Raw genomic sequence first — 24,506 nt, 5'->3', positions numbered from 1 at the left:
GCAAAGGTTCGAAGGCCCGCATCAACGAAAGCTACGATAGCTTCAGCTACGGCCACCGGTATGTCGGCGGTCGTTGCACTGTGCGCATTAGCTGTATCAGCGTCGCTGTTGACTTCTTCGATGTACAATGCGTGCTTAGACCGTCGTGAACGACAGTTCTCACAAGCGCCGCACCTGAAAATTGAAATCTTGCAAGCCGGCATCGGTCTTGTGAATTTGGGCCCTGGAACAGCTGAGATAAAAGCCTTCAGCTACTTTTTAGGCGATCGTTTTTGGTCCCCACGCTTACGCGACGCACAGCATCAAACCGACAATTTCAATGTTATTAGCGCCGTTCTGCTCGCGGACCGGCTTTCTTCGATTCCTGCAATCTGCGGCGCAAGCAATCGAGAACATTGTAATGACGTCGCCTTGGAATCGAATTGGCTAGCCACCGGATCAATCATTCCTCCGGGCCACAAGATTACACTGTTTGACGCAACCAGCGTTGAAAAGGCGACGACAGCATTCGGTCACGCCGATAAAATAATCGTCGGGAAGTGGCAGAGTAGTTTGGGGATGGAGTGGCCAGAAGATAAAGGCTTTCACTTAGAGTATTGCTCTCTTTCAGGAGAGAACTGTGTAAAAATGCGGAATGGGCTTCAAACATTGCCACCCGCAATCGCGCCCTGCACCAAGTATTGGGGCCTCATTTCAACTTGATCTGAAGTAGAGCATCAGATCTGGTCCGATCATATCGAAGAGCGCTTTACATCGTTCCGCGGCAGGTCCAGACGGCCTCAGCAGGGTCAGTGCTCACATCTTGAAGCGTGAAGGTGATGCCGGAGATCGTGACGCGGTCTCCCGCGGCAGGCTTGACACCAATTGACGTGGCCAAGATCAGCACCTTGCGATCACTAGCATTCACTAGATTGTTGGCCTTGAAGTAATCGCTGTAGCCTTCAACGATCGCCTTGCAAGGGTACGACGCCTGCGTGGGCGGCAGCGGGTCAGCCGGGTCTTCGCCTATCTGCGGCAAATCACGCACTAGCGACGCCGGCAAGAAAAGGCCGTTGAACGCCTCACCGATCGTTTTGGCCAATGAGCCTGCGAGCAATGAACCCATCAGAATATTCCAGCATGATCAAGGGGGTTGTGTTCAGAAGTACTGCACCCATAGAATGCTGCAGTATTATGGGGAGAATAAAGTGAAAAGATACGTCATTGCCGGAGTAGCTTTCGCGTGCGTTTCAGTGCCAGCCCATTCTCAGAACTTCGTTTTGCCAACGAACGAAATCGACCTTTCGAAGACCATTGTCATCATAACAAACCCAAACGGCCAGTCTGCGATCTACAAGAACATGTTGAAGGTCGGGAATCTTACGACGACTGCTGTCAAGCCCCACTGCGATGATCTTAATTGCGGCCCGCCTGCGCCGCCTCCCCGACCTACTTGTCATGGACCATTCTGCCCAGGGGGTATGCCCTTCTTACAGTCAGAAGCCGTAGTCTTCCGAAACACTTGGAACGCGAAGCTCCCGGCAAAGATCTCCCAATATGATTACCGACAATCGATCGCACAAAATGAAAAAACGCTATTTGAAAGAAATACAGAGAAGCTCAAGGAGTTGAACATTCGACAGGGCCTTGACCAGCGGTCTGGCTACACCAAAGATCCAACTGGCAACGTCAATCAAACTAAGATGATGGGCGGCGCGCTAAATCCACCGTGATGTTCGCTGGAAGCCAAGATATCACGCCCTCACCGCCATTGCCGTGTATCCCGACGAGGTTTCTGCGATGAGCAGCCCGGCGAGTACCCCGTCGATGGTGGTGAACGTGGTTCTGGCCGATGCGGTTGTGGCATACTCGACCTCGACCGAACCGGCCTTCAGCCGGCGGATCGCGCCGCCCCGCTCAAGATCGGGCGACAACGAGCCCGGTTCAGTCAGTTCCCGGAACGCGGCTTCCGCAGTCGCATCGAGAACTTCCTGAGGGATTTCATCATCGCTAATTTCTTCACCGTCCGCGTCGGCCGCGTCTGACCGCGGCCATGCGAGCGCTTGAGCCCGGCCATTCAGACGAACTCCCGGCCAACGGCTGCGATAGGTCGCGTCCAGCCAACCGGTTGCGCGGATGAGAGCCTGTTCGATCTCGTCATCGGACTTGCCTTCATAGGGCATGCCCCGCGCGTCGGCGTATGCCTTGAAATCGGCAGCGTCGAGGTAGGCGTTTGCCCCCTCGACGCCAGAGCCGTCTTCGACGACCAGTGCCACGATGGTTACTCGGCGGGAGCCGGTTCAGCGGGCTTGGCCTTCTTCGGCCGACCGCCCTTACGGCGCGGAGCCGGCACGTGCTCGCCGTCTACGCGTGCAATATCGCCGGCGTTGCCAACTTCTGCCTTCACGACAGCTTCGCGGCCATACTTGTCGATCGACAGACCGGTTTGCATCTCTGCATCGCCGCCCTGCAGCTGAGGAGCGCTTGCACCCTCCTTGAGCTCTGTTGCGACACTCGGGCCGCCGATGCCGGCGACTGTGTCGTCCGGCACCGAATAGATCGATTCCGGATTGGCCAGGATCTCGCGTGCATCCACTGGCTCGAAGCTTTCGAGCTCGCCGGTCTCGCCGTTCTTGAGAGTGATTTTGGGCATTGAGTCTCTCCTTACTTGCCGAGGAAGGCGGTGAAGTTCAGGCTCGGCGTGGTGCCGCCAACGTCAGTATATGCGCGAACATACCGGTAGTTGGTGGAACCGATCCGGGTCTGGAATGGAGCCGCCGCGCGACCTGCCGCGCTGACGACCAGCGAGGCAAGCTCGACGGTCGCGGCGAAGTTGGTCGTGTTCGAACCCTGCAGGATGACTCGATAGGTTTCATCCGCGCTAGTGAGGTCAATCGCCGACGTATCGACGATAAAGTGCCCCTCGGTCATGGCGTCGCCAAGGTCGAGGAAACGAGCCTGACCGCCGACCGTCGCAGCGCCATCGGCCGTGATGGCCCCAGCGTCCTTCAGGAGCGTCAGGTTGTCGTAGGTGTAAGAGTCTCGGATGGTCATTGTGCTGATCTCCCCTTACGCCACGATTGCGAGGTTGCCGACGTTGTTCAGGCGGGCGGCGGCGCGGCCGTGATACATCGCGATGCCCGAGAACCACTCGACGCGGGTGCGGAAGACCGGAGCGGACTGAAGCTCGCCCAGATCGCGAACATCCATGTCGCCGTTCTGGATGCCGGTCAGACGACCGTCGCCCATGGAGACGCAATAGATGGAGGATGCGGTCGCCGCACCAGATGCCGCCGCTTCGTTGAAGGGCAGGATTTCGTCACCGCCATTTGCGCCGTAAGCGACCAGGATGGGCAGGTCGTTGTACTGCGCGACGCGGCGCCCGAAGGCGTCCTTGTCATAGGTGACGTAGCCCGAAACCGCGGGTGTACGAGCGGCCGCGGTGATCTTCCGGCGCATGGCCTTGGACATGATTAGATGCGTGGGGTTGTCCACGGCATCAATCAGTTCGTCCAGGGAAGCCAGAGACAACGCTGCACCACCGGCGGTGGAACCGGCCGAGATGACCTGCGCTCCGGTAAGCCGGTTCTGCAGACCATCGAACTCGCGCGGGTTGGTCGCACTGTCACCCTTAATGAACTTCGCGGTCCAGCCGGCGGCCAGAGCCTTGACCTTCATCTGCTCGTGCGTGGCGCGAACGCCCTCGCCCTGGGTGGCGATGATGAAGCGATCCACGTCCAGATCGCCGCCCGAGATCGTCAGCGCTTCCGTGATCGGGTTCAGCACGCCGGTGCTTTCGGAGAAGCTCTCGTTCACGCCGCGGAATGCGACGCCAGGCAGAGAGGCTTCCCGGTTGTACTTCAGGGCGTTGCCCTGGATGCCTTCGAAGGGCAGCGTCATGAGCACATCGCTCTCGCGAGCGAACATCTCGATGACCGCCGACTTCACGACGTCGCCGCTATTGATCTTGGCGGCCTCGACGAGTGTCAGAGCCATAATTCAGATTCCTTTGATGATGGGTGATTGGTGTTGAGGTAGATCGAGGCATCCGCCTCAAGCGCCGCGCATCATCCGAATTGCAGCCGTCGTGAAGTCTCGGTTGTTACTGCCGCTTGGCCTGTCCCGAAGCACGGGCGGCCGTAATGCGGGCTGCAGGAGAGAGACCTGACAAATCCTTGCCGCCACCTCCGCCGTTGGGATGGCGAGCGCCGTCCCCCTGGTTACCGGTGCCCTTCAGGATGTGGTCCCGCTGCGGATAACCGTCGACCATGCTTTCGAGCGCCTCGTCGAAGTCGGCAATCTCGCCGGCCTTGGAGCGAGAGTAGATGGGCTGATTGTCCGCACCGACGCCGATGATCTTGCCGTTCTCGACCTTGAAGCGATTGCCGAACATGGCTTGGACCATGTCGCCGGGCACCGCCAGCTTGTCAGCAATGAACTTGGATCGCGAGAAGGCGCCGCCAACCTTCTCTGTGAAGAGTGCGGTTTCAAGAGTCGTGCTCTTGGTTTCGAGTTCCTTGATCTTCTCGTTACTCGCCTTCGCGGCGGCGGCGACCTGATCTTCGGCGGCCTTCTTTGCCGCGGCCTTAATCTCTTCGACCTTGCCTGCCGTGACGAGCTCGCCGTCCTTCAGATTTTTGACTGTCTCGAGCGCTTTGCGAGCTGCCTCGGCGTCTTCGATACCCTCGAACGCCTTCAGCTTTCCCTCCGCTGCCTCAGCTCGCTCGCGATGGCCTTTGGCCTCGCCATTAAGTTGGCCGATCTTGGCAACGGTCGCGGGTGCGTCAAAAGTCACTTCCTTGCCGTCGTCGTGCACGTACACAGGCTTGCCTTCGCTGACCACTACGTGGCCGGCGTCATCGAGTTTGAGTTTCATGTGGTCCTCTGGGCATCCGCCCGGTGATACGCGGCATCCGCCGCCTTGCGCCCGTTCTGCTTTCGCAGAGGGGCAAAATCGCACTAGACTCTAGGTTGTATTCTCAAATAGCATCAGTCCGCACAGTATGGGGGCGTACTATGAGGTCGGTGGTCGTGGTGCTTGCTGCGGCGAGCGTAAGCTTGGGCGGGTGTGTGACGCCGACAGAAGTAGCAAATCCCAATGCCATCACACTTCGCCAAGCCGTGATGGAGGTGACAGAGTCGCTGCACGAAGCGCGAGGACGATATCCTAATCAGCCAAAGATTGGACTTTATCCTTCCGAGGCGACGGTCACATTCAACGTTTCCTCACAGTCCACCGAGACCACGGGACTGCAGGTGGGAGCATCTGTACCTGCCGCTGTGGTCCCTGTGCCCATAACTGCTAGCTTTTCTGATCAAATTGTCGCTTCAGGAACCCGTGGAAACCAAGTCACCATCAAGTTCAAGAATATTCTAGAACTGCCGAAGGGTGCCGCGAGCGCCGGCAATCAAAACGATTCCAAATCGGCGGACGCTAAGAAGGACAAAGCTAAAGTCGGGACCGCAGCAGGACCGGACTGGATGAAGTGCTTTGCCGTGCGCGGACCCTATCCCGACTACTGCAACGCAGTAACCATGCAAGAACGAATGAGCCCAGAGATGCAGCAGCGCTTTGCGCCTCTGGCTACCCAACCCCCTGGGAAGGGCAGCTGATCTTTTTAGCGCAGGCTTATTATGCAAAGGATACGAATGTGCCGGAACCGATTGTTGACACAAAGCCGGACCTACTAAGTGAGGAAGCAAAGTCCGCAATTCGTTCCTACATGATAAAGATCGTAACTCCTTCAGCGATCGCCCTCTCGATATTCTCAGCAATAGTCGGCTTTCTTCTTAACGAAGGAGCTCGCGGTGGCGCTTACGCCACTGCCTATGGGCAGGCATTGTCCTCTATCGTTGCGACGACAACATCTACAACTCTTGCCCGTGGACAGGCCGAGACTTTGCTGGACGAAACAAAGAAAGTGGCGAAGGATATACAGACGGTACGAGATAAAGTAACGGCTCAGCAAATCGAAGTTGACGGTTTTCTAAAGAAGAGCTTTGAAGGTGTTTCTCAATCGCTTCTCGCCGACGAGAAATTTAAGACATCGTTGGTCGGTGTAAGCGACGAGCGGTACAGGGCTCTCGATAAATTAGTCAACAGTACCCGATCGAGTTTACTTCAGGCATCGCAGGACGCGCGCACCGTTCCGGGCCTCGCAATCAGATGTCCCGACGGATACTATCTCACCGCTGTGACGTTTCAGGATCAGTCTGGACTTGCTCACGGTGCGCTTTGGGGACCAAGCGGAACCTGCTCGCGACTTAATGTCGGGCCGCCGAACGGCTAGGCCGTTTCTCCGTTCACTGGGTTGAAAATTTCTTCTAAATCTAGCCCCTCTTCATCACCAGCAATGCGAACTACTTCCTCGTCTTCATCAAAGTCAGGACCAAGGATTCCGCGCCGTGCAAGTTCTGCGCGCTCGGTTTGTTTGGACAAGACACCGCGCTTCTGAGCATCGCCGATGATCTTGGCTTCATCGGCGCCCTGAATGTCGACCCCGAAATCAGTGTGAACGACCGCGGTCACCGTGTCGGCAATCTTGAGCCATTGACAAGTGTACATCAGCGCCTGGTTCAGCGCGTCGACGAGACCGTTGGCCCAGACTTCAACCGCGGAATGCGACTTGGCTGCATCGATCGCCTGCCCCGTCGCCACCATGTTGCCGGACTTCGGCGTGGTCGGCTGCAGCGCCAGCCGCCGGAAGTCTTCCATTATGCCGTCGACGTCTTCGCGGACCTCTTTCATATTCGCGGCAGCAGGTTGGACGTAATCCCAATCCGATTGCACGCCTTCCGCCGCGGGCGGGGCGAAGAGGACTGTTCCGGGTCCAACTTCAATCTGCGGTGCAGGGACGTCGATCACGCGGCCCGACGCGTCCGTGACCTGCGATGGCTGCGGCGGTACCATGCCCTTGGCCTTGAGCATGGGCGAACCTGCGAGCGTCAAGATCTGCTCTTTGCGAGACATGGCCCGATAGAGCTCGATCTGCATCCACGCCAGGTCGATCAGCGGTGGGCGAACGCGGTAATTGCCAGAGCGCTCGCCCGTGAAGAACAGAGCGACGGGAATATCACTGACGCCCAGCAATGGCGCCGGCTGTGTTTCGGCAACGAAGCCTCCGTCGGCATTGGCTTTGAACAACTGCCACACCGGCTGATTGGCTGCATTCAGTTCCAACACACGGACGCGTTGAACCTCGATCTCTTCAAAGCCGTCCTGCTCGACGGTGCACTCAAGAATGCGGATGTGCGAGACGACGGTGCGGCCGCCTATACGCTTCGAGTAAAGCGCAAGGATATTCTCGGCCCGGATGTGGATCCAGTACGGCCGCGCGCCGGCCAATTGCTCTTCCGCTCGAGTGCGCAGCGGCTGATCGGCCGACCACGCCACGTAGATGGCCTCAAGCCCGAATGCCACACCATTGGCGAAGGTGTCACGGGCAAAGACATGCAGGCTATTGCCCTGTCCATCCACGTCGTCGACGAACCCGCCCTGCCGTTTCTTCGTCTTCTGGTCGACCGCCTTGCCTTGGACCGCGTCCGGTGCGTCAGGGTTGACAACGACCTCCTTCGAGAACGGCTTCGAGCAGAGGGACCGCAGCGCGTCCACGAACTCGGGACGCCACGGCGTGCTGTCGCGCCGCAGATCATAGGCGGTCTGCGACTCCTTCTGAAACCGCGGCAGATAGCGGATGCCCGCTTCTTTGATCCATTTAGCACCCGCGAGGATATCACGGATCATGCGCCAGTCGTCCGCCATAGCCTTATGGTCGCGGGACGGCGTCGATGGATCGTCCTTTGCTGCGACGTTGCCGGCCATTTAGCGAGATACCTGGTAAGAGCCTGTGAGCGCGACCGGAGCCTTTGGCTTCAACAGTTCGCCGAATGCGCGGCTGAGAGCGTCCGTTTGATCCTTAAATGTCCCCGACGGGAACAGACTGATTTCTTCCAAGAACGGGTCGATCCACGCATCTTTGCTGGCGACGCCTGTCTTCACGATATTGACGTTGCCGACCTCGGCCTGTGCCGACACTGGCAGCGCTCTGGACTCCTTGTCGCCCGTCTCAGTCGAGAACCTGACGTTGAAGCCGGTAAGCAGCTTGGCGAACGCGAGCACCTGGCCCTTGGCAGCCTGCCCCGGATCTTGCGGGATGCTGATTTGAACCGCTGCGCCGTCGGCCTGCGCAGTCGACTTGATCAACCGATCCACATCAGCCGGCCCACCGCGCTCCCGCACTGCGTTCTCGATGAAATAGACGCCATTGAGTTCGCTCAGCCTGACGCCGGCGGTGTACGCCGGACCTGAAGCGGATGAACCAACCTTGGCCTTGCTGGCTGCTAAGTCCCATCCGCGGCACTTGCGGGCGCCGGCGGGCGATGCAGGCACGAATTCAAACCAGTGGCGTTTGAAGATGCCACCTTCGCGCGGTGCGGGCCTCTGTTGATACTGTCCGGCCAGAGCGTAGGCAGTGGTGTCTCGCTTCAGCTTGTCGACCGTGGCGCGCGGCATGCGCACCGGATCGAGCAGATCGCCCTCGTTCTTCCGCGGGTCCTTGAACCCGATAACTGTATTGCAAGCTCTCGCTGGCTCAAATTCCAGCGGCAGCATTAGATGGACGTACCCCATCCCCAGCTTGATGATGGTGCCCGAGACGTCGTCCTCATGCAGGCGCTGCATGATCACAACTATTGCCGACCGTTCCTGATCGTTCAGGCGGTTGATGGCGCCTTCTCGGAACTTACGGGTCGTGGTGTTGCGCTCGGTTTCCGATTCTGCGGTCTCTACCGAGTGCGGGTCGTCGATGATTAGGCGATCGCCGCGCTGAGATGTCAGCGAGCCGAATGGGACGCCCTCTCGGGTACCGGTAGAGTTGTTGGCGAATGACGTCTCACCGGTGCGGATGAGCGAAACCTCAGGCCAAAGCGACTGATACCATTCCGAGAGGATCAGGTCGCGCGTCTTGCGCGTGTCCCGCTTCACCGGCGTATCGTTGAACGCCGTGGTCAGATACCGGAGCGACCGAAGTCCTTTCGGGCCCCACTCCCATGCCTGCCAGAGCACTGACACCAGCAGCGATTTCATGCTGCCTGGCGGGACGTTGATCAGAAGCCGGTTGATCCGACCGTCGGTCACGGCCTCGAGGTGGTCACAGATCGCATCGATGTGCCAGTTATGGCTGTACTTCGCATTGGGCTCGAGGACGTGCCAGGCTTCCTTGACGAAACCGGCGAGCGTCTGACACCGGGCACGGATGCCCTCAGCGTCGCGCGCTACTCGTTCACGCTCCCTATTCGCCTCCCGCCTCGCCTTCTCCGCCCTGATCTCTGCCAGCGAGGGCAATCGGCCCGAGGATGGCTTCAAGGCGGTCGAGGTCTTCATCCGTTACCTTGGTGAGGTCGTATGTGCCGACGGAGCCGGAATGCTGAATGGCCTGAGATGGCTTGCCGTATGCGCGGTCGAGGATCATGCCGATGGCGGAGACCCGGGCGGTTTCGCTCTGAGCCTCCGTGGCGAGCCTGCCCAACTCTTGCAGTGCAGCAGGCACATGAGCCCGGGCCAGGGTAGTAATCTCCTGTGTGGCCTTGTTCAGCGTACCTTTACGCCTACCACCGGTTTTATTACCCTTCGCCATCTACTTTATCTATTTTTCATGGAGAGCATACGTTGGCCAAAGCAGCAAAGAAGGTGCGGAAGCGCGGCCCGGTCGTCGCAAGAAAGTCCAGCGTCACTATCGAAGGCTACCCGACCAAGCGGGGCGAGAAGATGCTCAACGGCCCTTATCGATTGGTCAACGCAGACACGAAGCGCGTTTTTGTAGGCACCCTTATCGACACGATCAATAAGGGCAAAGTACGCATTGCTATATTCAGCGTTCCGAAGGGCTAGACATGGGCATCCTCGAAGATTTCCGGAAAATGCTGGCGGATATCCCCTTATGGAAGGAGCTTGGCACTGCCCCAGAACGTATCAAAGCCCTTGAGGAAAAAGTGGCCGCTTTGGAACAACTCACTGGCGGGAAGCGCCCCGGGGATTCCTGCCCCTATTGCGGCGCCGCATCATTCCGTCTGGACCACGTTGACATGCATGGGCAACGCGAAGTTTGGAAATGTACTGATGTTGCTTGTGGGAAGTCGAAAGAAACACGTCATGATCTCATGAATAAACCTCGAGGCAAGGCTGGAACATTCGGTCGCTGAGGTGCAATGGCCGCAGGCATGATTTCAAAGCCGGCGGTCCAAAATGACGCGCGGGAGATAGCACTTCGCCTCCGGCCATTTGTTCGAAGCAAGATTGATTTTGATTGATTGTTCTCAAAGGCGGTCTCCGATGCGCGACAACTGCCCGATATGCTCGCTGGAGTGCGAGGCAAACCCCAGCACAGGCGACTTTGTCGAATACAGCTGCGGGACCTGCGGGACCTTTCGAGTTGCTGGGTCCGTGATGGTGATGGAGAACGCCCCCACGCCGCTGGCACTAGAACGGGCCAAGGCGCGTGCTGGAGATAGGGTCCCGACTATCACGACGCACGATCTAGATTGATCTGGTCGCAAGGTTTGTGCCCCCTCCTGGGAAGCGAGATATAAGAATGCTAATGCGGTGCGCCCTTGACTGAACCTGATGAGCCCCTCTCCGATACAGACACGCTCGCAACCGCTGTGGCTTTCTCGATAGCAGCGGAAGCCCTTATTGCGAAGGATTGGGGGGAAATGCCGCTACCTCTGGCGCCGATATTCACGCTACTCGGCTTCTCAATCGAAAACGGACTGAAAACCCTTTTGCAATATCGCCGTCACGAGCCGCTGAAGATGTGGAAACATTCACACGATCTTAGATCGCTGCGCCTGTTGTCTGCGGACTACGGCTTGAACCTATCAGGCAGCGCATCGGGGATTATTGACGCCCTGAGCCCCTACCACGCCTCTCACATGTTCCGATATCCGAAGCGAATGCCCGGAAACTTCCCATCTTTAAATAAAATATCGGCCGCTTGCGACGAACTCCTCAGATCCGTCGGCAGGCTGATCGAGGTCCATAGCCGCGTTTAGTCTGGAGACGCCTTAAATATCTTCCGCCCGATATTTCTAAGAAACTGCCGCTCGAAAGTATCGAGGCGCGGATCATCTAGATTGGCGACGACGACGCCCTGATCTTCAAACGCTCTCCGCTTCATCGCCTCGTAATCGATCTGCCGACCTAGCTCGCGCGTGGGATAGTTGGTCCGCATCACTCTTCGTCCATTCCGAGCTTTGCGCGGCGGCGGGCTTCTCGCTCGTTCCGCTTCTTCAGCCAGGCGGCGAATAGGTCCGCATCTTCCTGCGTCTGGATCAGATCGAGGGATGGTTCGGTTCGATATGGCTTGTTTGGGATTGCTGGGGAAGCGTTGTCGCTATTCCCCAGTGTGCTTGAAATAGGTGCCATATCTGAGGTTTCGTGTCTCAGCCATTTATCATCCGGCAAGCGCACGAAGACGCTCTCCATATGAAGTCGATATGAAATGGCCTCGATTGACGCACTTAGGCGGCGATAGGCGGTCGGGCGCGCCCATCCTTTGCGATTACAGCGAGCGCCGAAGTCCCATCCGTTCGCCTTGCAGAATGCCCATGACCACAGGACGTGTCGCCGCAATTCGTCCTTGAGAATTGTGCGGGTCCAGTCGAGACATTCCTGATGCCGGGATATGGCACCCGTGGACGCCCTGCCCATTCGCTTGGCGGCATTGTCGAGATGGGCAGCGTCGTCCCACCCTTCCTTGTCCGCTGTGTCGTGAATGAACTCGGGCCAGTACCCCTTGCACGTCGGCGCGACGGCGGAGGACAGAAACCGTTCCGTATATGCCGCCTCGACGAAGCGCGCGCGGATCACCTCGGGCTCATAGTTCATAGCAGCTTCTCCTCTTTGCCTTCGCCGAAGCGGTCTTGGAGCAGTTCGGTGATCTTGCTGGCAATGCCGTGACGCTCCGGCGGCGCTCCATTAGCCTCCTTCGCGCGTGCCCAGACGTCGCACAGGTCGATGGCGTCGAAGACCTCGAGCCACTTCATGCCCTTGTCCGGCCAGCGTGGGTTGGCCAACATCACGTCGGACACTGCCCAGATGATTGGTTCGACCAGCGCCATCCTGTTGTTCTCGGACTCCATGATGGTCCGCAGCAACAGGGTGACGTGTTCCTCGCCGTGCTTGTCCAATATCCGTTCCAGCACGCGGCCACACTTCGTGGTTCCCGGGGTACGGGTGACGTGCGGCTCAATGATACGAACTGCGGGATCGATACTTCCGCAGATCCCAGCGAGGACGACCGCGTTCATCTCAGATCTCCCTGGAACAGGAAATGAATGAGATGGTTTTTGGCCGTAGTAGTCACTGACCGGAGATACCCATGGCAGGAGAATATACGCCCCGCGAAATTGAGCTGTTGGTCAGGCGAGATTTGGAACATCATGGCGCTGTTATCCCCGAAGGCGTGCGCATTCAGATACTTTGGCAAGGCGGGAACTGGCGGCCGGCCGGCTTTTTTCGACATGAGCCTCCTGCCGAACAACGGGAAAGGCTGGACCAGATGTTGGCAGCGGCGGCCTTGAGACTGGCACCGCGTCATCGCTTGATCGGACAATAAACTCACGACGGCGTCCCAAAACTGTAAGTGGCGCCGTCGAACGGCATGGACAGCCAGTGCCCATCGTCGTCATCGCGCATTTTAAGCGCGCCGATCTCGGCCTTATCCCGCCAGCGCTCCATCTTCCCTGCCCATTCATCGTGATCGCGGCTGCCCTCGTCTGGCTCGCGCTGCTTTAGCCATTTCCGGGGCAGCGTAACGCCGAGCATCACGTCGCTGGCCTGTTTGACGGCGTCACCGCCGTACAGCGCCTGATCTGTGAACTTCCAGGAATTCGCCTTGTCCTGAGACCCTCGGGTGAGCTGCGCCAGCAGGAAGATTGGGATGTCCAGCTCTTTGGCCAGTTCCTTGAAGGCCATGGCCGCGTATTCGACCGTCTCGACTTTGGTCCAACGTGGATTCTCGGGCTTGACCAGGAGGATATGGTCGATCGCGGCGCAGCCCAGGCCATGTTGGCGGTGAAATGACCGGATCTTGCTGCAGATAGCCGATGTCCGCTGCTGTCCGGCGTCGTCGATATAGAGCTTCACCTCTTCCGCGCTCGCCGCGGCTTCCTTCAGGCTGTTGTACTGAAACACATCAATATCGCCGGCGCGCTGCTTGCGGACTGAGATGTCGGCCCATGCTGCGAGGGTCCGGGTGGCGATCTGGACCGACGTCATCTCTTGGCTAATGATCAGCGATGGCTTGGCGTGATGTCCGCGCGACGCGTGCCGCATGATCTGCATGGCGAGCGTGGTCTTGCCGTGCCCCGACGGCGCCGCAATCGTGACGAGGTCACCACCCATCACCGGGCCCATAAGGCGGTCGAGCTCCACAATACCCGTCCGGATGCCGACCTGAACGTCATCGCCCTTAATTCGGTAGTTCTCCGCGGTGCGTGCTAGCGACGCCTTGGCCGCCTCCCCGAGTGACTTAATGGTCGACGCAGTATTGTCCTGCATCGCATCCATGAGATGGGCTTCGAGGTTGGACAGGATGTCGTCGGCCGGCTTGCTCAGGTCCCTGCAGTCCTTGAGCGCTGCCTCGGCCGCCTTCCTGATCTTGGCGCGAGCGAAGTGCTCGCGGATGGGTTCGGCATAGTCCAACGCCGGGCCGGCATCGCTGGCGTTCTCCTTAAGCACCGCGACCAACGGCATGAACGGCAGGCCGTCGCCATACTCGGAGGGCAATCGCGCCTCAAGCGTAGATCGCGTGACCCGTCGGCCCGCCTCAAGCAATCCGCCGACGGCGTCGAACACGATTTGATGCTCGGGAACCGACAGCATCTCCGCGCGCACGAAGTTCTTTGCGTCCCAGTAGGATTCAGGGGACCTCAGCAGCGCGCCAATGAACGCCCGCTCGTTAGCAACTACGTCCGGCGTCATAGAAGCATTCCCAGAGATTGAGCGAAGTCGACGGGGTCTCGCGCGTGTTTAGACAGATTGCAAAACTCACAAAGGATCTGGAGATTCGAGCGATCGTTGGAGCCGCCCCTAATCAGAGGAGCGATATGGTCGACATGGCGCTTTGTCCTCTTGAGGTTTCAACGACAATAAGCACATCGATTGCGCTGCATCAGCGCGATGTCCTCGATGTCGGCTTTAGTATGCGCACCGACAGCTCCGCGTCGTCTGGCCCGCTTGTTTCGGTCTAAGGCCGCCACAAGCTCCCTGTTGCTCTTGCGCCATGAGGCGTTTTTCTCGCGCAACATCTCTCGGCTGTTTGCAGCGTAGGACCGCACAGCCGCCAGAATTTGAGTCTTGTTCTTTTGGTAGTGCTTCCGTTTTGCTTCACGAATTGCTGCGGCACACTTCTGCCGGCGGCCTCGCTCTTGTTCAATGCGAGCGTCTCTATTCTTTAGATATTGGCGGCGTTTTTGGGCGCTTGCCTTTTCGGGGTTTTCACGACCCCATTTCAAGCGTGACGCCTGCGCACACGAGACGCATCCCTTACCGTTGACATATCGGTTGCTGACATGGCCTTGGGGGCAAGGCTTGCCGGTGAAGTACTGCTTCACCCCAAGGCCAATAGCGGCCGATCGTTTCAAGATTTCGGTCATGCCTGCTCTCTCGCCTGAGCCTGCCATAGATCCAGATAGTCTTTCCCAACGGGCGGCAGCGCCGCAATGACCGTGCGAATACCCTCTGAGCACAGCCGCCGCTTCATTGCTCCGGCCGCAGTTATGCCCGCCGGATCGGCAGCGATAAACTTGTTGCCCTGTCTTTTCATCGGATGATCCGCATCGGGGTAAATCACGATGCGATCAACTCCGACCGGGGCCTCAAAGCCGATTAGTCCTGATGTGCTCAGGCAGCTCCAGACAGGCTTCTCAAATCCAGAAAGCGCCCAAGCGCCCATCGCCGTGCGCACTCCCTCTGCTACGCCGATGTACTCGGCGCGGCCTCCAAGCCTTACTGCGCCCCCCGCAACCGGACCCAAGCCAAGTTTCTGGTTCGGAACATCGGCCTTGCGACCGTCATTCCGGATGTACTCCCGCCATACGCCGGTCAGTTGGCCGGCTACATCGTCTACCCTTGCTACTAGGGCCGGCATTGATCTCTTTCCAGGGTACGGAAGCGATGGATGAAACCGAAGAACGTCCGGCCAGCCTGCAGGGGGCATCGGAAGGTTGAACAGACGGAGATAGGTCTCTGCGAGTGTGCCGCTGATCGGTTTTGAAGCCTCCCAGATACGCGACGCGGCCTCTCGGGTTTCCTCTTCGTAGGCTGCCTCAATTAATTGCTGTCGATGCTGATGATCGGCGTTTTCCTGCCGACGTCGGTTAAGCTCCGCCTTCTCGGTCTCTGTCAAAGGTTTGGCAGCGCCATCCGGTGGCGGCTCGCCAGTAAGCACTTCGATGGCGTCCTTGAACGACAGGCCGCCTATGTGCATAGCCATGGCGACCACAGACGCCCCGCCCCCGTGGCCGCGGCAATGCCACTTGCCTTTGGCGAGGTTGATCGCAAACCGATCGACGCCGTTGCAGAATGGGCATGGACCTTGAAATTCCGCTCCATGCTTCTTGAGCTTGGCGCCGAACTTCTGGGCGGCGGCGAGAAGCCCGACGGCCTCGGCGCGTTCTCTCCACTGAGTGAAGCGGGAATCGGGGAGTCGGCTCATGCAAACGCCCCCTCGACAAAGGAACCCAGCTTGGGCAGGCTCATCGCATGGAACCGAAGAATCTCCCCGGCCTCACTCCTGCTTGGCTTGTATCGCTGGCACTTGCATTGGGCACGACGATTGTCGTGATGATCCCTGTGTCCATTGCAAGTGGAGACCCCATCAAATCCTCTGATTGGATCGGCTTTGCCGGGAACGTCGTTGCCGGCGCGATGACTCTGGTAGCCGCGATTGTAGCGTGGTTTGCGGTTCAGTCCGACATTCAGGAACAGAAATGGCGGTTTGACCGCGAGCTTGAGCTTAAGGCTGACGCTAACAATATTCGACAAGCCGAAGCAAAATACGCAGCAGCAATTGTCCTGTCCCAGACAGTTCATGCTGCCGCGACTGTGGCTCACATCAACAAGAGGATGGTGGATGCGCTCTCTTGGCCTCGCTCCACGGCTGCCGAAAACTACAGTTATTCGTTCAAGATCGCCGAGCAGATGAAGCTCCTGGACGCAGCGATTCCTCAACTTAGTATGACGCTTCAATACTTCGCGGTTGCCGAAGCTTGGCGCGACCTTAACATCGGCGACAAGGCTGGCTACCTCATGATTACCGCAACTATAAATACCGTCATCAACATGTTCCAGCATCCGCCTCCCGGGGCTCAACGCGAATCCCTGATCGAAAACCGTCACCAAACAATGGTTGATTTGGCTCGCTATATCCGCGCCTTCGACAAGGATTTGGCTAACGTTTTCGACCGGGATGCTAATCTTTGACGTCATGCCACCCCCGAGAACAAGTCAGCGTTCCGAGCCCGACCGGCGGGGCTCATGGAAATCCGCAGCCACTCAGCGATGCAGGCAGCTTCGGCCGCGTCCTTTGACGGCACAGCCCAATTAAGTTGCTTGCAGCGCATCATTGCCTGGGCCTTCCACCATTCGCTGGTGTTGGCCGTGCCCTTCGGCGGCTTCTTGCCGTGGATCACGCCTCGCCACGTCTGATTGTTGATCTCGACGTATTCGATCTTCATTTCCTCACAGACCTCGATGGCGATCGCGCGCACGCCATAGAGTCCGAGCAAGGTCTGCATGTTGGTCAGTGGAACCTTGGACTTAACAACCGACTGCCCAAAGGCATCGTTTGGCCGATACGCCACGGCAGTTCGCATCATGTCCGAGCGCAGCGGCTCCTCAATCGCTACCCAATCCGGATTATGCCGATCGAGGAAACCGGACCACCAATTCCGGAATTCGCGGAACGCGGCGCCCTGCCCTTGCGCGCGCGCGTGGAAGGCCTCGGCCAAGACGAACCGATCACCGTCGAGAACGGCGGCGCCGGAATTCCTGAGTGCCTGGTCGAGGCCCACGAAACGCATCAGGCGACCTCGAGCTCTTCGTCAGCGGCCGACGCGGTCTCGACCGTTTCCAGCTTTTTGAAGCCGGACGCCAAGCTTGCCTGCGCCTCATGCCAGCCCCGCATCCAGTGTTCGTTCTGTTCGGTGCCGAGCGCGTGCGGCGAGTTGGCGGACTTGCCTTCTGCGCCGGCGACCTTGCCGGCCACGAACGCGGCATCGACGGCTGGCGTGCGATCGACCTGATCAAGCGGCAGTTCGGGCTCGGTGCCGATCGGATGGTTTAGCCAGCGGGCAATGACGGCCTCGCGGCGCCGGCGCTCGATTGCCTCGGCGTCCTCGGACTTGCGCAGTCTCAGCGCGAAGTCGATCTCGAATGTATCGAAGCCGTAAGAGATCAGGCGTTTGCGATGCGTGCGGATCTCTGCGACGATCTCGTCCTTGTCGGCGAGCATCGTTTCCAGATCGGCTATCCCGCGAACGAGCAGCGCCTGCTTTTCGGCATCGCTTAAATCTGCGGTGTTGTGGCCGACGGTCGGCGTCTCGCCGTCCTTCGGTTTATTCTTACTGCCCTTGGGCCTTCCCATGCGCCTCTCCTATGCTGCTGCTGGTTGATCAAACTTGGTGGACTCGTTGCCCCAAACGTCCCAACCTGGCCGCGACTGCCGGCCAAAGATCTCGAGGTATGGACCATCGGAGTAAGCCTTCACGCGGTCGAAGAACTCATCCGGCTTGCGGCTATGCTGTCGACGCGGATCGATGATGACCTCGTGCACGCCAGCGTTCTGCCGCACGCTGCGGCCACGCTTTCCAATCAGGCAGAACTCGGCGTTCTTCCGGGTTGTGAATCCACCTCCCATCGCGAGGTCGTCCTTCAGGAAAAACAACGATGCGGCCTTCGGATTGAGTTTGATCCAGACGAAGCCCATGCCCGACGGCTTGAACCCCCATGCCTTCATCAAAGGCAGATGGGCGCCGATCGCCATGAACGGCCCCGTGATCCACAGGAATAGGATTGCGTCAGGCGCTGCTATGTCGGCCACCGGAAGCGCATTGATCTTTGGCAGCGTCATGCAGTCGTAGTGCCGCATCGCATTGCGACCGGGCTTCACTTGGCTATTCGACTTGAACTGCCACGGCGGGTCGGCCGCGATGACGCGATAGTCATTACGGAATCCGCGAAACGCCGAGCTCTCACCCATGCCCACCCCCGACCCAATTTGAGACATAGTGACGCCGCAAACCGCCTACAGGCTTGTCTTGTGGCGCGGGGGCGTCACGTCTTGGGGAAGCACAATGCAAAAGCAGGACTCGGAATCCGGTTACACGTTCTATTTTCAGATGTCTGATGGGAAAGGTCGCGTTGCTTGCGCCGTCACAGTCGCTTCGCCCAGTCGCGATCAGGCCGAGACGGTCTTCAGAGACAACACATCCGAAATAGTTCGAATGGCGCGCGAGAACATCGCTGCTAGATTGTCGGACGCCGGTCCCCTCAGACTGCACTTTCCCTAGAGAAATCATGCCGACTCCAATCCATCGCGGATGAATTGGTTGACGGCAGTCTCTAGCGAGCAGCCTTCTGCAATTGCGTAGCGGACAAGTGGCGACCAGAGAGAGGCGTCGACGAGCACGCCGCGCCCTTCCCCGTCTGGAATAACCTCGTAAGCCCGTGCGCGCCGGCGGATACGGCGCACCGCGCCGCGTTCCTCGAGGCCGTCCATGATCTCGGCAACGCGGCTCTTGGACTTAAGCCCAAGATGGTCGGCCAATTCCTGGAACGAGGGATAGACGCCCGCCGCTTGGTTGTGCTGGACCATGAAGGTGACGGCGTTCTTCTGGACTGCGGTCAGGCCGATCATGCCGCGCGCCTCGGCTTTGTGGCCTGCTGTTGCGGCACGGGCTTGGACATGACGTCGTGCGCGTAGCAATACGGGCCGGCCGGGATCTTCTCGCAGCCACAGAACGTGAATGGTCCGTCGCCGTACGGCCAACGGCAGCTCGACTTGGTCAACTCGTCGAACCCTATATGCCGCGGCTGCACATCGGCGTCGGGCCGAAGCTTCAGCAGCGCGTTGGGCAAGCCTGTGCCGTTCTGCTTTGCCTTGATGCGGTGGATGATCCCGTAGGCTGTCGCTCCGACGATGCCGCTCTTTGCTGCTTCGGAGGCAACTCCGCTTCCGGGGATCAATCCCAAACGATGCAGCTTGCTATTCACCGAACTGCGGGTGAAGAAGCCGCCGAGTTCCTCCGCAATGGCACGGGCGCTCTTGCCCGCGTTGTGCATCCGACGCAACGTTTCGATGCGGTCGACTGTCCAGGTTTCGGCGCTGAGCTTGGTTTTGCCCATCAGACTGCCCTCACCCGGCGCATGTCAGACTGCAGGAGGCGGACGTTGTCGAGCACGTCCTCTGCGCGGCGTTCGATCGCTTCGGCTTCTCGCGGTGTGATCTTTGCGTCGGCAATGGCGTTGCACATTTCCGAGATAAGCTCGCCGGACTCGACGCCGACCGCACCGATGTGCCGGGTCATATCTTCGACTGCCACGCCCTTCTCATCTCGCACGAGGTCGTAGCCGCGGAGCTCAGCCCAAGCTCGAAGGATGCGATCGCCGCCGGACAGCGCGTCGAGATCCATAGCGACGTCGAGCGGAATGAACTCGTTGCGCTCTGGATTGCCGTAGCGACTAAGCTGCGCAGGATCCGACCGCGTATTGGTGGCGATCTCATGCAGCGGACCAGCATCTTCACATGCGCGGCGCGTTGCGGACTTGATGGCGAGATAATCAGCGCGGGTATATGGCCGGCCGGTCATCAATGTTCTCCCGTCAGATTGTTTTGCGGCGCACGCGCCGGGGCGCTCTATAGGCGGTAGTCAGTAGCGTGAGGACGAGATGCAGAACGCAGACGCGCGCACCGCCATGATCGGCGGCACCAGACAGATGATTGCGGAAGACAGCTTCGCGGCGCTCGTGGCGCTGCTGATTGATTGCAAGGCCGTGCCGAGGAACGTCATGGCCGAGACGCTCCAGCGGCTGTCAGACCGGTTGATCGCGAAAGCGCGGGGCCAACTGGAAACTGAATGGGCGATCTATCCGGCTGAGGCTTTTGATCGAGCTCGGGAGCTAACGGCTCAAGCTGCTCGTCTGCGCGCCGGCGAAGCATTGGTCCAATGATCAGCGCAAGCGCGAATGAGGTGATAGTCCAAGCGGCGAGTATCTGGAGCGCGATCATGATGCGATCGCCTCCGGCGTTGGGGCAATCGACGTCGCGCCAAGCCCGAAGAAGTCGTTCGGCGCGACGTCGCCTCTCGTTTCCGCGCTGATCTTCTCCATGGTGGAGCGATCAGGGACTCGCCTTCCCGTTTTGAACCGAAACAACGTGACGCGAGAGACGCCGATGCGACGGGCGAATTCGTTGTCGGGGGTACCGGTCGTGGAGAGCCATGCGTCGAGTTTCATACCTTCTGATAGTATCCAAATTGGAAACTGTCAAGGTTTGGTTTCCATTTTGGCAGCTAGAAAAGGCTTCCGTTGTGGAAACAATACGGGGATGGCACGTCGAGCAAGTCCCCCAGAAAATCCCACAGGTCTGTACCACGCACGGGAATACCGGCGAATGAGCCAGGACGACCTGGTTAAGGCCAGCGGCGTATCCAAGGGACAAATCAGCAAGCTCGAGCGGACAGATGGCCCCAGCGCCAGGGAACTGACGCGCCAATGGGCCGAGAAATTTGCTCCAGCACTGAGAATGCCGGCTGAACGGATCATGTTCTGGGACAAGTACGGCCCCCCAGACGACGAGCACCAGGACGACCTCCGATCAGAGGACATTGCAGAGGCGCTTGTCAGTCCTCCTCCTCCTCGGACCGTCAAGCTCAAGGGTTATGTCGGAGCTGGCGCAGAAACCCATTTCTACAAATATGCGGATGAGGATTTTGAGACTGTGGAGCCTCCTGCTGGCGCATCTGACCGGACCATCGCCGTTGTCGTTAAGGGCAAAAGCTGGGGCCCGCGGATGGACGGGTGGCTCGTCTTTTATGACGATGTCAGGTCGCCGATCACAGAGGATATGTTCAATCAGCCGTGCGTTGTGGGCTTGGCGGATGACCGTATTCTCCTGAAAACAATTCGACGCGAGGGTGATGGCTCCTTCACCCTGCTATCAAATTCGGACGAACCACCTATTGAGAACGTCGTGATCGAATGGGCTGCCAAGGTTATCGGCATGAGACCTCGGTCGTGACCGTTTTTGAGCCAAACGCAAGTTCTCTCCGCCGCCTGGGCGTTGTGTTCTTCTGCCTTTGGGGTTTCATTGGCCTGGGCATCGCAATTTTTGCTGGCCTCGGTGCACCGATTCTAACGGCGATCTACGTCACGTTAATGTGGATGGCCGGCGTGATCTTTTTTGGCCTTGCGGTGCTGATGGCAGAAACCCCACTTCGGTTGGTCGGTCACGGGATGCCCGTCTATGTCGTCGCCAAGCCGGCCGAAGATGGGTTGAACTTTGAATACCGCGGCATTCGGTATGCAAAGTTTGAAGACGGTAAGATTCTCGCGGAGTTTGGCGACGGCAATCACACGTTCAAGAGCTGGAAGAAGTTCGTCGAGGCCGTCCCTGATGAAAACTGAGGACATGGTCCCAGAGACCATGGAGACGCGTTGATGGCTGTAAAGAAACTATCGACGCGATTTGCCGAACTGCTTGATCAGGCGAAAGCGATTGAAGCGACACGCGCCACACACCATTCCGAACACTCTGGCCGGTCGGAACGCGTGGACAGCAACGCATTGCTCGGCTGGGAAGTAAAGTGCAAGAGCCTGTTAGCAACAGCCTGCGGCATCAGCTCCGAGCACTACCGACAGTTCCTTGAAACAGAAAAGGACCGCGCGTGGCGCGACAGCTGGAGTGAACTGCAGCAGCTTAAGGCCATTTTACTCGCCGCCCAGGAGGATTACGATGGCGGCTATTTGGACGCAGTTAGATCTCTCGTCCAGGCAGAGCTATTCAGTGATGAACTTGACCAAGCACAAGAGCTTCTCAGGTCGGGATACTACGCTCCCGCCGCAGTGGTTGCAGGCGTCGTCTTGGAGTCCAAGCTTCGCGACCTTTGTGCAAAGCTAGAACTGCCGCTTGGCAAGCTCGATAAGATGAACTCGGACTTGGCCAAAGCGGGCGTATACAGCCTTTTTGTGCAGAAGCGCATCACTTCGATCGCTGACGTGCGCAATAATGCTGCGCATGGGCATCCAGAAAAGTTCACCGCGAAAGATGTTGGTGAGATGATCGATTATATAGAACGGTTCCTTGGTGACCACGGATGAGGATTAAAAAGCCCGCCGATTGGGGCGGGCTTTCTCTATCGCATCAGGACGCTTTTTTCATTGGCGCCGGTAGCAACTTCGGCAAGTATTCGAGTGCGCTAGGATCTCGCGTTTTAAAGTATCGAGGCGCCGCCTCTGCCAGCCAGACTGTATCAACGAACTGGATGAAGAGCGGCCACAGCTTATTTTCGTACTGGCGAGCGGGGAACTCGCCTGCCGGCGTCCAGTGCGAATACTCCTTGAACCGAGAGGCCTCTTTCGGATGATTTTTCCGCAGCCACTCAGCAAACCGCATGCCGACACTGATATCCGGTCGAAGCTCAACCCCGGCAGCTGTGCTCTCCTTCATCCTGTACCCGACCTGCTCAAAACGACCCCATATACGGATCGCGAGCTCTGACAGCACGGAAAAGTACCCGACTTCAACGCGATCCCAATTCTGGTTGAACCGATTGATGAAGGCAGGGACGCTCGTACCGATGTAAGATCCGGTTCGGCGGATCGACGGCAAAACCTCTGATGTCACCCATTTTTTGAACCGTTTTGCCTGCGGTTTATCGGATCGAAGTATCAGAGAGAATAAGCCAGACTCATTGATGATGAGCATGCTCTGGGTGCCACGAAGGGTATCGGCCGGAGCTATACCCTTCTCGTCTTCATCCAGACGCTTCGCTGCGTCAGAAGCGTTCTTTATGTCCAAGGCTCGACAAGCATCGGCGAGGACAAACCAGTTCTCGCCATTAATATCCATGGTGCGGAACTGAAACTCGGATTCGTATTGGAAGATTTGGAGTTCATACTGCATTCGGTCGCGTATCCTGTGAGATGCGACCACGGCGACTGGACTTTTTGTCCAGCAGTAGTAAAACCGCCTTGTTTGGGGGTCGGTTCACTCGCCGTGGACTGGTTTCAAATTTGAAGAGCGGATCGTTCGTAGCGATTCGCTCTTCGGCGTTTCGGAACCTGAATAAATACCACGAAAGTTCCGAATTGGTAAAATATGCACCGAACTTATCAACCTGATCTTAATATTTTCTTGCAGGCCGACTGATTTGCGGTCGGCAGTTATTGCCTACCGTTCGGAGTTAAGGCGCTCCCGCGCATGACTAGCTCACGGCATCCGAGCGAGAGACCGAAAGGCACCTTCCGCAGCCGTTGACGTACAATTTCACGCAACCTTGCGCCTGCCCACATTAGCCGGTCTATCATTCACCAATAGACGTGCTGTTAAGTTATTGATTCTCATCTTAAACCTTGTCGTTCAAACCCTGAGTTTAGACCGGGGTATCTGCCATAGACCCCCAAACCCCCTTGGAAATAATCCAAGGAGGTTCAGGAGACTAGGCGCTCAAACCCTTGAGATGAGCCGGGTGTAGAGCTGCCGCCCGGCCTTACGGTCCCGGACATTCCGCTAGTTCTCCAGATCGGCACCTTCGGACTTTCGACCCCGCGCCCGTCGCCCTGATCTGGTGAGCCCCGCCTGATTCCAGGCCCGGCCACGACGGCGACGATGCTTGCTTAGAATTTAGTTTCCGTTTTGGCAACTTTAATCTTGACGGTTAGTTTCCATTATGGATACATTGGCTTCATCAGTCACGGAGCCCGCCAATGCCCGCCATCGCCGACCGAATGATTTACCTCTGCACGGTTGCCGCCAATTCCGGCGACGTCGTTCAGGAGCGCAGCGTTTCGGACCTCGACCGCGCGTCGACCGTCAAGGACATCGCCGCCGGCCAGATCGAGGATCTGGTGCAGGTGATCGAGTGCAATGTCGTTGAAGGCACCAGTCGCGACGTGACCAGCGATATCGCCCGCGACGTGATGAACGTCTGGGCCAACGAAGCCGAGCCCCTCACCGACTGGCAGTACGTTTTCGTTGAGATGTTCGTCTCGAAGCAGGCGGCAGATTCGTTTCGGCGGGCCGCGTGATGGCCCAGCACACCGCATCCGACATCGTTGCGCTCGTGCGCGCCACCGGCAACGGCGAGTTCAGCCTCTCCGGCTCTGAGGCCGAGCTGCTCGTCACCCTGTTCGCGTCCGTCGCCGCCGCCGAGGCCGCCTGCAAGGTTGTCCGCATCGGTGACCACGATGCTGACCTGCAGCGCAAGCTTGCCGTTACAGCCGTCGAGATGGGAGCGCAGCAATGACG

Annotated in this window: 38 protein-coding genes and 1 pseudogene; 15 read left to right on the top strand and 24 right to left on the bottom strand. The window is 58.4% G+C overall.

The genetic code is table 11. The features are described from left to right. Positions 1–60: 60 nt before the first annotated feature. Positions 61–702, top strand: coding sequence for a hypothetical protein (locus tag AB8A38_RS01320; RefSeq protein ID WP_439084670.1), 642 nt, complete (start codon positions 61–63; stop codon positions 700–702). A gap of 46 nt (positions 703–748) precedes the next feature. Here AB8A38_RS01320 and AB8A38_RS01315 read toward each other — a convergent pair whose 3' ends face one another. Beyond that, on the bottom strand, positions 749–1,105 hold the full coding sequence (locus AB8A38_RS01315; RefSeq protein WP_439084669.1) for a hypothetical protein: 357 nt from the start codon (positions 1,103–1,105) through the stop codon (positions 749–751). 82 nt (positions 1,106–1,187) lie between these two features. Here AB8A38_RS01315 and AB8A38_RS01310 point away from each other — a divergent pair, with 82 nt between their 5' ends. Beyond that, complete coding sequence (locus AB8A38_RS01310) at positions 1,188–1,712, top strand: hypothetical protein (protein WP_439084668.1); 525 nt, start codon at positions 1,188–1,190, stop codon at positions 1,710–1,712. Between the two features lie 21 nt (positions 1,713–1,733). On the opposite strand, the gene AB8A38_RS01305 is transcribed toward AB8A38_RS01310, so the two are convergent. The 5 genes from AB8A38_RS01305 to AB8A38_RS01285 all read right to left on the bottom strand — a co-directional run bounded on the left by AB8A38_RS01305 (position 1,734) and on the right by AB8A38_RS01285 (position 4,822). Then, positions 1,734–2,255, bottom strand: coding sequence for a DnaT-like ssDNA-binding protein (locus AB8A38_RS01305; protein WP_439084667.1), 522 nt, complete (start codon positions 2,253–2,255; stop codon positions 1,734–1,736). A 5-nt stretch (positions 2,256–2,260) separates the two neighbouring features. Then, the gene (locus tag AB8A38_RS01300) at positions 2,261–2,632 is read right to left on the bottom strand and encodes a hypothetical protein (protein ID WP_439084666.1); all 372 of its coding nucleotides are present in this window, start codon (positions 2,630–2,632) and stop codon (positions 2,261–2,263) included. Positions 2,633–2,643: 11 nt separating this feature from the next. Next, positions 2,644–3,033, bottom strand: coding sequence for a hypothetical protein (locus tag AB8A38_RS01295; RefSeq protein ID WP_439084665.1), 390 nt, complete (start codon positions 3,031–3,033; stop codon positions 2,644–2,646). A gap of 15 nt (positions 3,034–3,048) precedes the next feature. Next, positions 3,049–3,975: a major capsid protein gene (locus AB8A38_RS01290; protein ID WP_439084664.1), complete on the bottom strand. Its 927-nt coding sequence runs from the start codon at positions 3,973–3,975 to the stop codon at positions 3,049–3,051. A gap of 106 nt (positions 3,976–4,081) precedes the next feature. After that, the gene (locus tag AB8A38_RS01285; protein WP_439084663.1) at positions 4,082–4,822 is read right to left on the bottom strand and encodes a DUF6651 domain-containing protein; all 741 of its coding nucleotides are present in this window, start codon (positions 4,820–4,822) and stop codon (positions 4,082–4,084) included. A gap of 173 nt (positions 4,823–4,995) precedes the next feature. Here AB8A38_RS01285 and AB8A38_RS01280 point away from each other — a divergent pair, with 173 nt between their 5' ends. Further along, entirely contained in the window at positions 4,996–5,592 is a 597-nt protein-coding gene (locus AB8A38_RS01280) for a hypothetical protein (RefSeq protein ID WP_439084662.1), read from the top strand. A 38-nt stretch (positions 5,593–5,630) separates the two neighbouring features. Then, positions 5,631–6,269: a hypothetical protein gene (locus tag AB8A38_RS01275; protein WP_439084661.1), complete on the top strand. Its 639-nt coding sequence runs from the start codon at positions 5,631–5,633 to the stop codon at positions 6,267–6,269. On the opposite strand, the gene AB8A38_RS01270 is transcribed toward AB8A38_RS01275, so the two are convergent. Genes AB8A38_RS01270 through AB8A38_RS01260 form a run of 3 tightly spaced genes read right to left on the bottom strand, consistent with a single transcriptional unit; the run spans position 6,266 to position 9,614 of the window. Beyond that, a complete protein-coding gene (locus AB8A38_RS01270) occupies positions 6,266–7,801 on the bottom strand; it encodes a DUF4055 domain-containing protein (protein ID WP_439084660.1) in 1,536 nt (511 codons plus the stop codon). The genes AB8A38_RS01275 and AB8A38_RS01270 overlap by 4 nt on opposite strands. Continuing rightward, complete coding sequence (gene terL, locus AB8A38_RS01265) at positions 7,802–9,361, bottom strand: phage terminase large subunit (RefSeq protein WP_439084659.1); 1,560 nt, start codon at positions 9,359–9,361, stop codon at positions 7,802–7,804. Continuing rightward, positions 9,270–9,614 (bottom strand): hypothetical protein, encoded by a 345-nt coding sequence (locus AB8A38_RS01260; protein WP_439084658.1) that lies wholly within the window; start codon positions 9,612–9,614, stop codon positions 9,270–9,272. Before AB8A38_RS01260 ends, terL begins: the two co-directional genes overlap by 92 nt. Before the next feature lie 32 nt (positions 9,615–9,646). Between AB8A38_RS01260 and AB8A38_RS01255 the strand changes: the two genes are divergently transcribed. From AB8A38_RS01255 to AB8A38_RS01245, 3 genes are all read left to right on the top strand, one after another. Next, on the top strand, positions 9,647–9,868 hold the full coding sequence (locus AB8A38_RS01255) for a hypothetical protein (RefSeq protein WP_439084657.1): 222 nt from the start codon (positions 9,647–9,649) through the stop codon (positions 9,866–9,868). 2 nt (positions 9,869–9,870) lie between these two features. Further along, the gene (locus AB8A38_RS01250; protein ID WP_439084656.1) at positions 9,871–10,179 is read left to right on the top strand and encodes a hypothetical protein; all 309 of its coding nucleotides are present in this window, start codon (positions 9,871–9,873) and stop codon (positions 10,177–10,179) included. A 408-nt stretch (positions 10,180–10,587) separates the two neighbouring features. Beyond that, positions 10,588–11,028 carry a hypothetical protein gene (locus AB8A38_RS01245; RefSeq protein ID WP_439084655.1) on the top strand — a complete coding sequence of 147 codons (441 nt, stop codon included), beginning with the start codon at positions 10,588–10,590 and terminating at the stop codon, positions 11,026–11,028. Here the strand turns inward: AB8A38_RS01245 and AB8A38_RS01240 are convergent. Genes AB8A38_RS01240 through AB8A38_RS01230 form a run of 3 tightly spaced genes read right to left on the bottom strand, consistent with a single transcriptional unit; the run spans position 11,025 to position 12,285 of the window. Beyond that, the gene (locus AB8A38_RS01240; protein ID WP_439084654.1) at positions 11,025–11,207 is read right to left on the bottom strand and encodes a hypothetical protein; all 183 of its coding nucleotides are present in this window, start codon (positions 11,205–11,207) and stop codon (positions 11,025–11,027) included. The genes AB8A38_RS01245 and AB8A38_RS01240 overlap by 4 nt on opposite strands. After that, positions 11,207–11,863: a DUF6362 family protein gene (locus tag AB8A38_RS01235; RefSeq protein ID WP_439084653.1), complete on the bottom strand. Its 657-nt coding sequence runs from the start codon at positions 11,861–11,863 to the stop codon at positions 11,207–11,209. Before AB8A38_RS01235 ends, AB8A38_RS01240 begins: the two co-directional genes overlap by 1 nt. Next, on the bottom strand, positions 11,860–12,285 hold the full coding sequence (locus AB8A38_RS01230; protein ID WP_439084652.1) for a hypothetical protein: 426 nt from the start codon (positions 12,283–12,285) through the stop codon (positions 11,860–11,862). The genes AB8A38_RS01235 and AB8A38_RS01230 overlap by 4 nt, the downstream gene beginning before the upstream one ends. A 71-nt stretch (positions 12,286–12,356) precedes the next feature. Between AB8A38_RS01230 and AB8A38_RS01225 the strand changes: the two genes are divergently transcribed. Continuing rightward, a complete protein-coding gene (locus AB8A38_RS01225) occupies positions 12,357–12,593 on the top strand; it encodes a hypothetical protein (protein WP_439084651.1) in 237 nt (78 codons plus the stop codon). A 2-nt stretch (positions 12,594–12,595) separates the two neighbouring features. Here the strand turns inward: AB8A38_RS01225 and AB8A38_RS01220 are convergent, their stop codons facing one another. From AB8A38_RS01220 to AB8A38_RS01205, 4 genes and pseudogenes are all read right to left on the bottom strand, one after another. Further along, a complete protein-coding gene (locus AB8A38_RS01220; protein WP_439084650.1) occupies positions 12,596–13,960 on the bottom strand; it encodes a replicative DNA helicase in 1,365 nt (454 codons plus the stop codon). After that, positions 13,957–14,097, bottom strand: a pseudogene (locus AB8A38_RS01215) (HNH endonuclease); the annotation flags it as partial. The pseudogene AB8A38_RS01215 and the gene AB8A38_RS01220, both read right to left, overlap by 4 nt. A 21-nt stretch (positions 14,098–14,118) precedes the next feature. After that, positions 14,119–14,634 carry a hypothetical protein gene (locus AB8A38_RS01210; RefSeq protein ID WP_439084649.1) on the bottom strand — a complete coding sequence of 172 codons (516 nt, stop codon included), beginning with the start codon at positions 14,632–14,634 and terminating at the stop codon, positions 14,119–14,121. Continuing rightward, entirely contained in the window at positions 14,631–15,695 is a 1,065-nt protein-coding gene (locus AB8A38_RS01205; RefSeq protein WP_439084648.1) for a DUF7146 domain-containing protein, read from the bottom strand. Before AB8A38_RS01205 ends, AB8A38_RS01210 begins: the two co-directional genes overlap by 4 nt. Positions 15,696–15,742: 47 nt before the next feature. Here AB8A38_RS01205 and AB8A38_RS01200 point away from each other — a divergent pair, with 47 nt between their 5' ends. Then, on the top strand, positions 15,743–16,462 hold the full coding sequence (locus AB8A38_RS01200) for a hypothetical protein (protein WP_439084647.1): 720 nt from the start codon (positions 15,743–15,745) through the stop codon (positions 16,460–16,462). A 2-nt stretch (positions 16,463–16,464) separates the two neighbouring features. Here AB8A38_RS01200 and AB8A38_RS01195 read toward each other — a convergent pair whose 3' ends face one another. From AB8A38_RS01195 to AB8A38_RS01170, 6 genes are all read right to left on the bottom strand, one after another. Continuing rightward, positions 16,465–17,061, bottom strand: coding sequence for a hypothetical protein (locus AB8A38_RS01195; protein WP_439084646.1), 597 nt, complete (start codon positions 17,059–17,061; stop codon positions 16,465–16,467). Then, entirely contained in the window at positions 17,061–17,624 is a 564-nt protein-coding gene (locus AB8A38_RS01190) for a hypothetical protein (protein WP_439084645.1), read from the bottom strand. The genes AB8A38_RS01195 and AB8A38_RS01190 overlap by 1 nt, the downstream gene beginning before the upstream one ends. 9 nt (positions 17,625–17,633) lie before the next feature. Continuing rightward, positions 17,634–18,239, bottom strand: a complete 606-nt coding sequence (locus tag AB8A38_RS01185; protein ID WP_439084644.1) for an MT-A70 family methyltransferase — start codon at positions 18,237–18,239, stop codon at positions 17,634–17,636. Positions 18,240–18,554: 315 nt separating this feature from the next. Next, the gene (locus AB8A38_RS01180; protein ID WP_439084643.1) at positions 18,555–18,896 is read right to left on the bottom strand and encodes a hypothetical protein; all 342 of its coding nucleotides are present in this window, start codon (positions 18,894–18,896) and stop codon (positions 18,555–18,557) included. After that, positions 18,893–19,384 (bottom strand): GcrA family cell cycle regulator, encoded by a 492-nt coding sequence (locus tag AB8A38_RS01175; RefSeq protein WP_439084642.1) that lies wholly within the window; start codon positions 19,382–19,384, stop codon positions 18,893–18,895. The genes AB8A38_RS01180 and AB8A38_RS01175 overlap by 4 nt, the downstream gene beginning before the upstream one ends. Next, a complete protein-coding gene (locus tag AB8A38_RS01170; protein WP_439084641.1) occupies positions 19,384–19,848 on the bottom strand; it encodes a phage regulatory CII family protein in 465 nt (154 codons plus the stop codon). The genes AB8A38_RS01175 and AB8A38_RS01170 overlap by 1 nt, the downstream gene beginning before the upstream one ends. A gap of 79 nt (positions 19,849–19,927) precedes the next feature. Here AB8A38_RS01170 and AB8A38_RS01165 point away from each other — a divergent pair, with 79 nt between their 5' ends. Next, on the top strand, positions 19,928–20,209 hold the full coding sequence (locus AB8A38_RS01165; protein ID WP_439084640.1) for a hypothetical protein: 282 nt from the start codon (positions 19,928–19,930) through the stop codon (positions 20,207–20,209). A 54-nt stretch (positions 20,210–20,263) separates the two neighbouring features. Here the strand turns inward: AB8A38_RS01165 and AB8A38_RS01160 are convergent, their stop codons facing one another. Continuing rightward, positions 20,264–20,494 carry a helix-turn-helix domain-containing protein gene (locus AB8A38_RS01160; protein ID WP_439084639.1) on the bottom strand — a complete coding sequence of 77 codons (231 nt, stop codon included), beginning with the start codon at positions 20,492–20,494 and terminating at the stop codon, positions 20,264–20,266. 157 nt (positions 20,495–20,651) lie between these two features. On the opposite strand from AB8A38_RS01160, the gene AB8A38_RS01155 reads away from it, so the two are divergent. From AB8A38_RS01155 to AB8A38_RS01145, 3 genes are read left to right on the top strand one after another with little or no spacing between them, the layout of a single operon-like run. Next, positions 20,652–21,278 (top strand): phage repressor protein, encoded by a 627-nt coding sequence (locus AB8A38_RS01155; RefSeq protein ID WP_439084638.1) that lies wholly within the window; start codon positions 20,652–20,654, stop codon positions 21,276–21,278. Then, positions 21,275–21,664: a hypothetical protein gene (locus AB8A38_RS01150; protein ID WP_439084637.1), complete on the top strand. Its 390-nt coding sequence runs from the start codon at positions 21,275–21,277 to the stop codon at positions 21,662–21,664. The genes AB8A38_RS01155 and AB8A38_RS01150 overlap by 4 nt, the downstream gene beginning before the upstream one ends. Before the next feature lie 33 nt (positions 21,665–21,697). Next, the gene (locus tag AB8A38_RS01145; protein ID WP_439084636.1) at positions 21,698–22,357 is read left to right on the top strand and encodes a DUF4145 domain-containing protein; all 660 of its coding nucleotides are present in this window, start codon (positions 21,698–21,700) and stop codon (positions 22,355–22,357) included. Between the two features lie 43 nt (positions 22,358–22,400). On the opposite strand, the gene AB8A38_RS01140 is transcribed toward AB8A38_RS01145, so the two are convergent. Then, positions 22,401–23,162, bottom strand: coding sequence for a BRO-N domain-containing protein (locus tag AB8A38_RS01140; RefSeq protein WP_439084635.1), 762 nt, complete (start codon positions 23,160–23,162; stop codon positions 22,401–22,403). An 803-nt stretch (positions 23,163–23,965) separates the two neighbouring features. On the opposite strand from AB8A38_RS01140, the gene AB8A38_RS01135 reads away from it, so the two are divergent. Together AB8A38_RS01135 and AB8A38_RS01130 are read left to right on the top strand one after the other, a co-directional pair. Continuing rightward, positions 23,966–24,286: a hypothetical protein gene (locus AB8A38_RS01135; protein ID WP_439084634.1), complete on the top strand. Its 321-nt coding sequence runs from the start codon at positions 23,966–23,968 to the stop codon at positions 24,284–24,286. Then, positions 24,286–24,504, top strand: a complete 219-nt coding sequence (locus AB8A38_RS01130; RefSeq protein WP_439084633.1) for a hypothetical protein — start codon at positions 24,286–24,288, stop codon at positions 24,502–24,504. Before AB8A38_RS01135 ends, AB8A38_RS01130 begins: the two co-directional genes overlap by 1 nt. Positions 24,505–24,506: the final 2 nt, after the last annotated feature.

Origin of the sequence: Tardiphaga sp. 839_C3_N1_4, assembly GCF_051811045.1 — a bacterium.
Taxonomy (GTDB): Bacteria; Pseudomonadota; Alphaproteobacteria; order Rhizobiales; family Xanthobacteraceae; genus Tardiphaga.
Note: the sequence above shows the minus strand (reverse complement) of the source record. Positions and strands in the feature narration are given on the sequence as shown.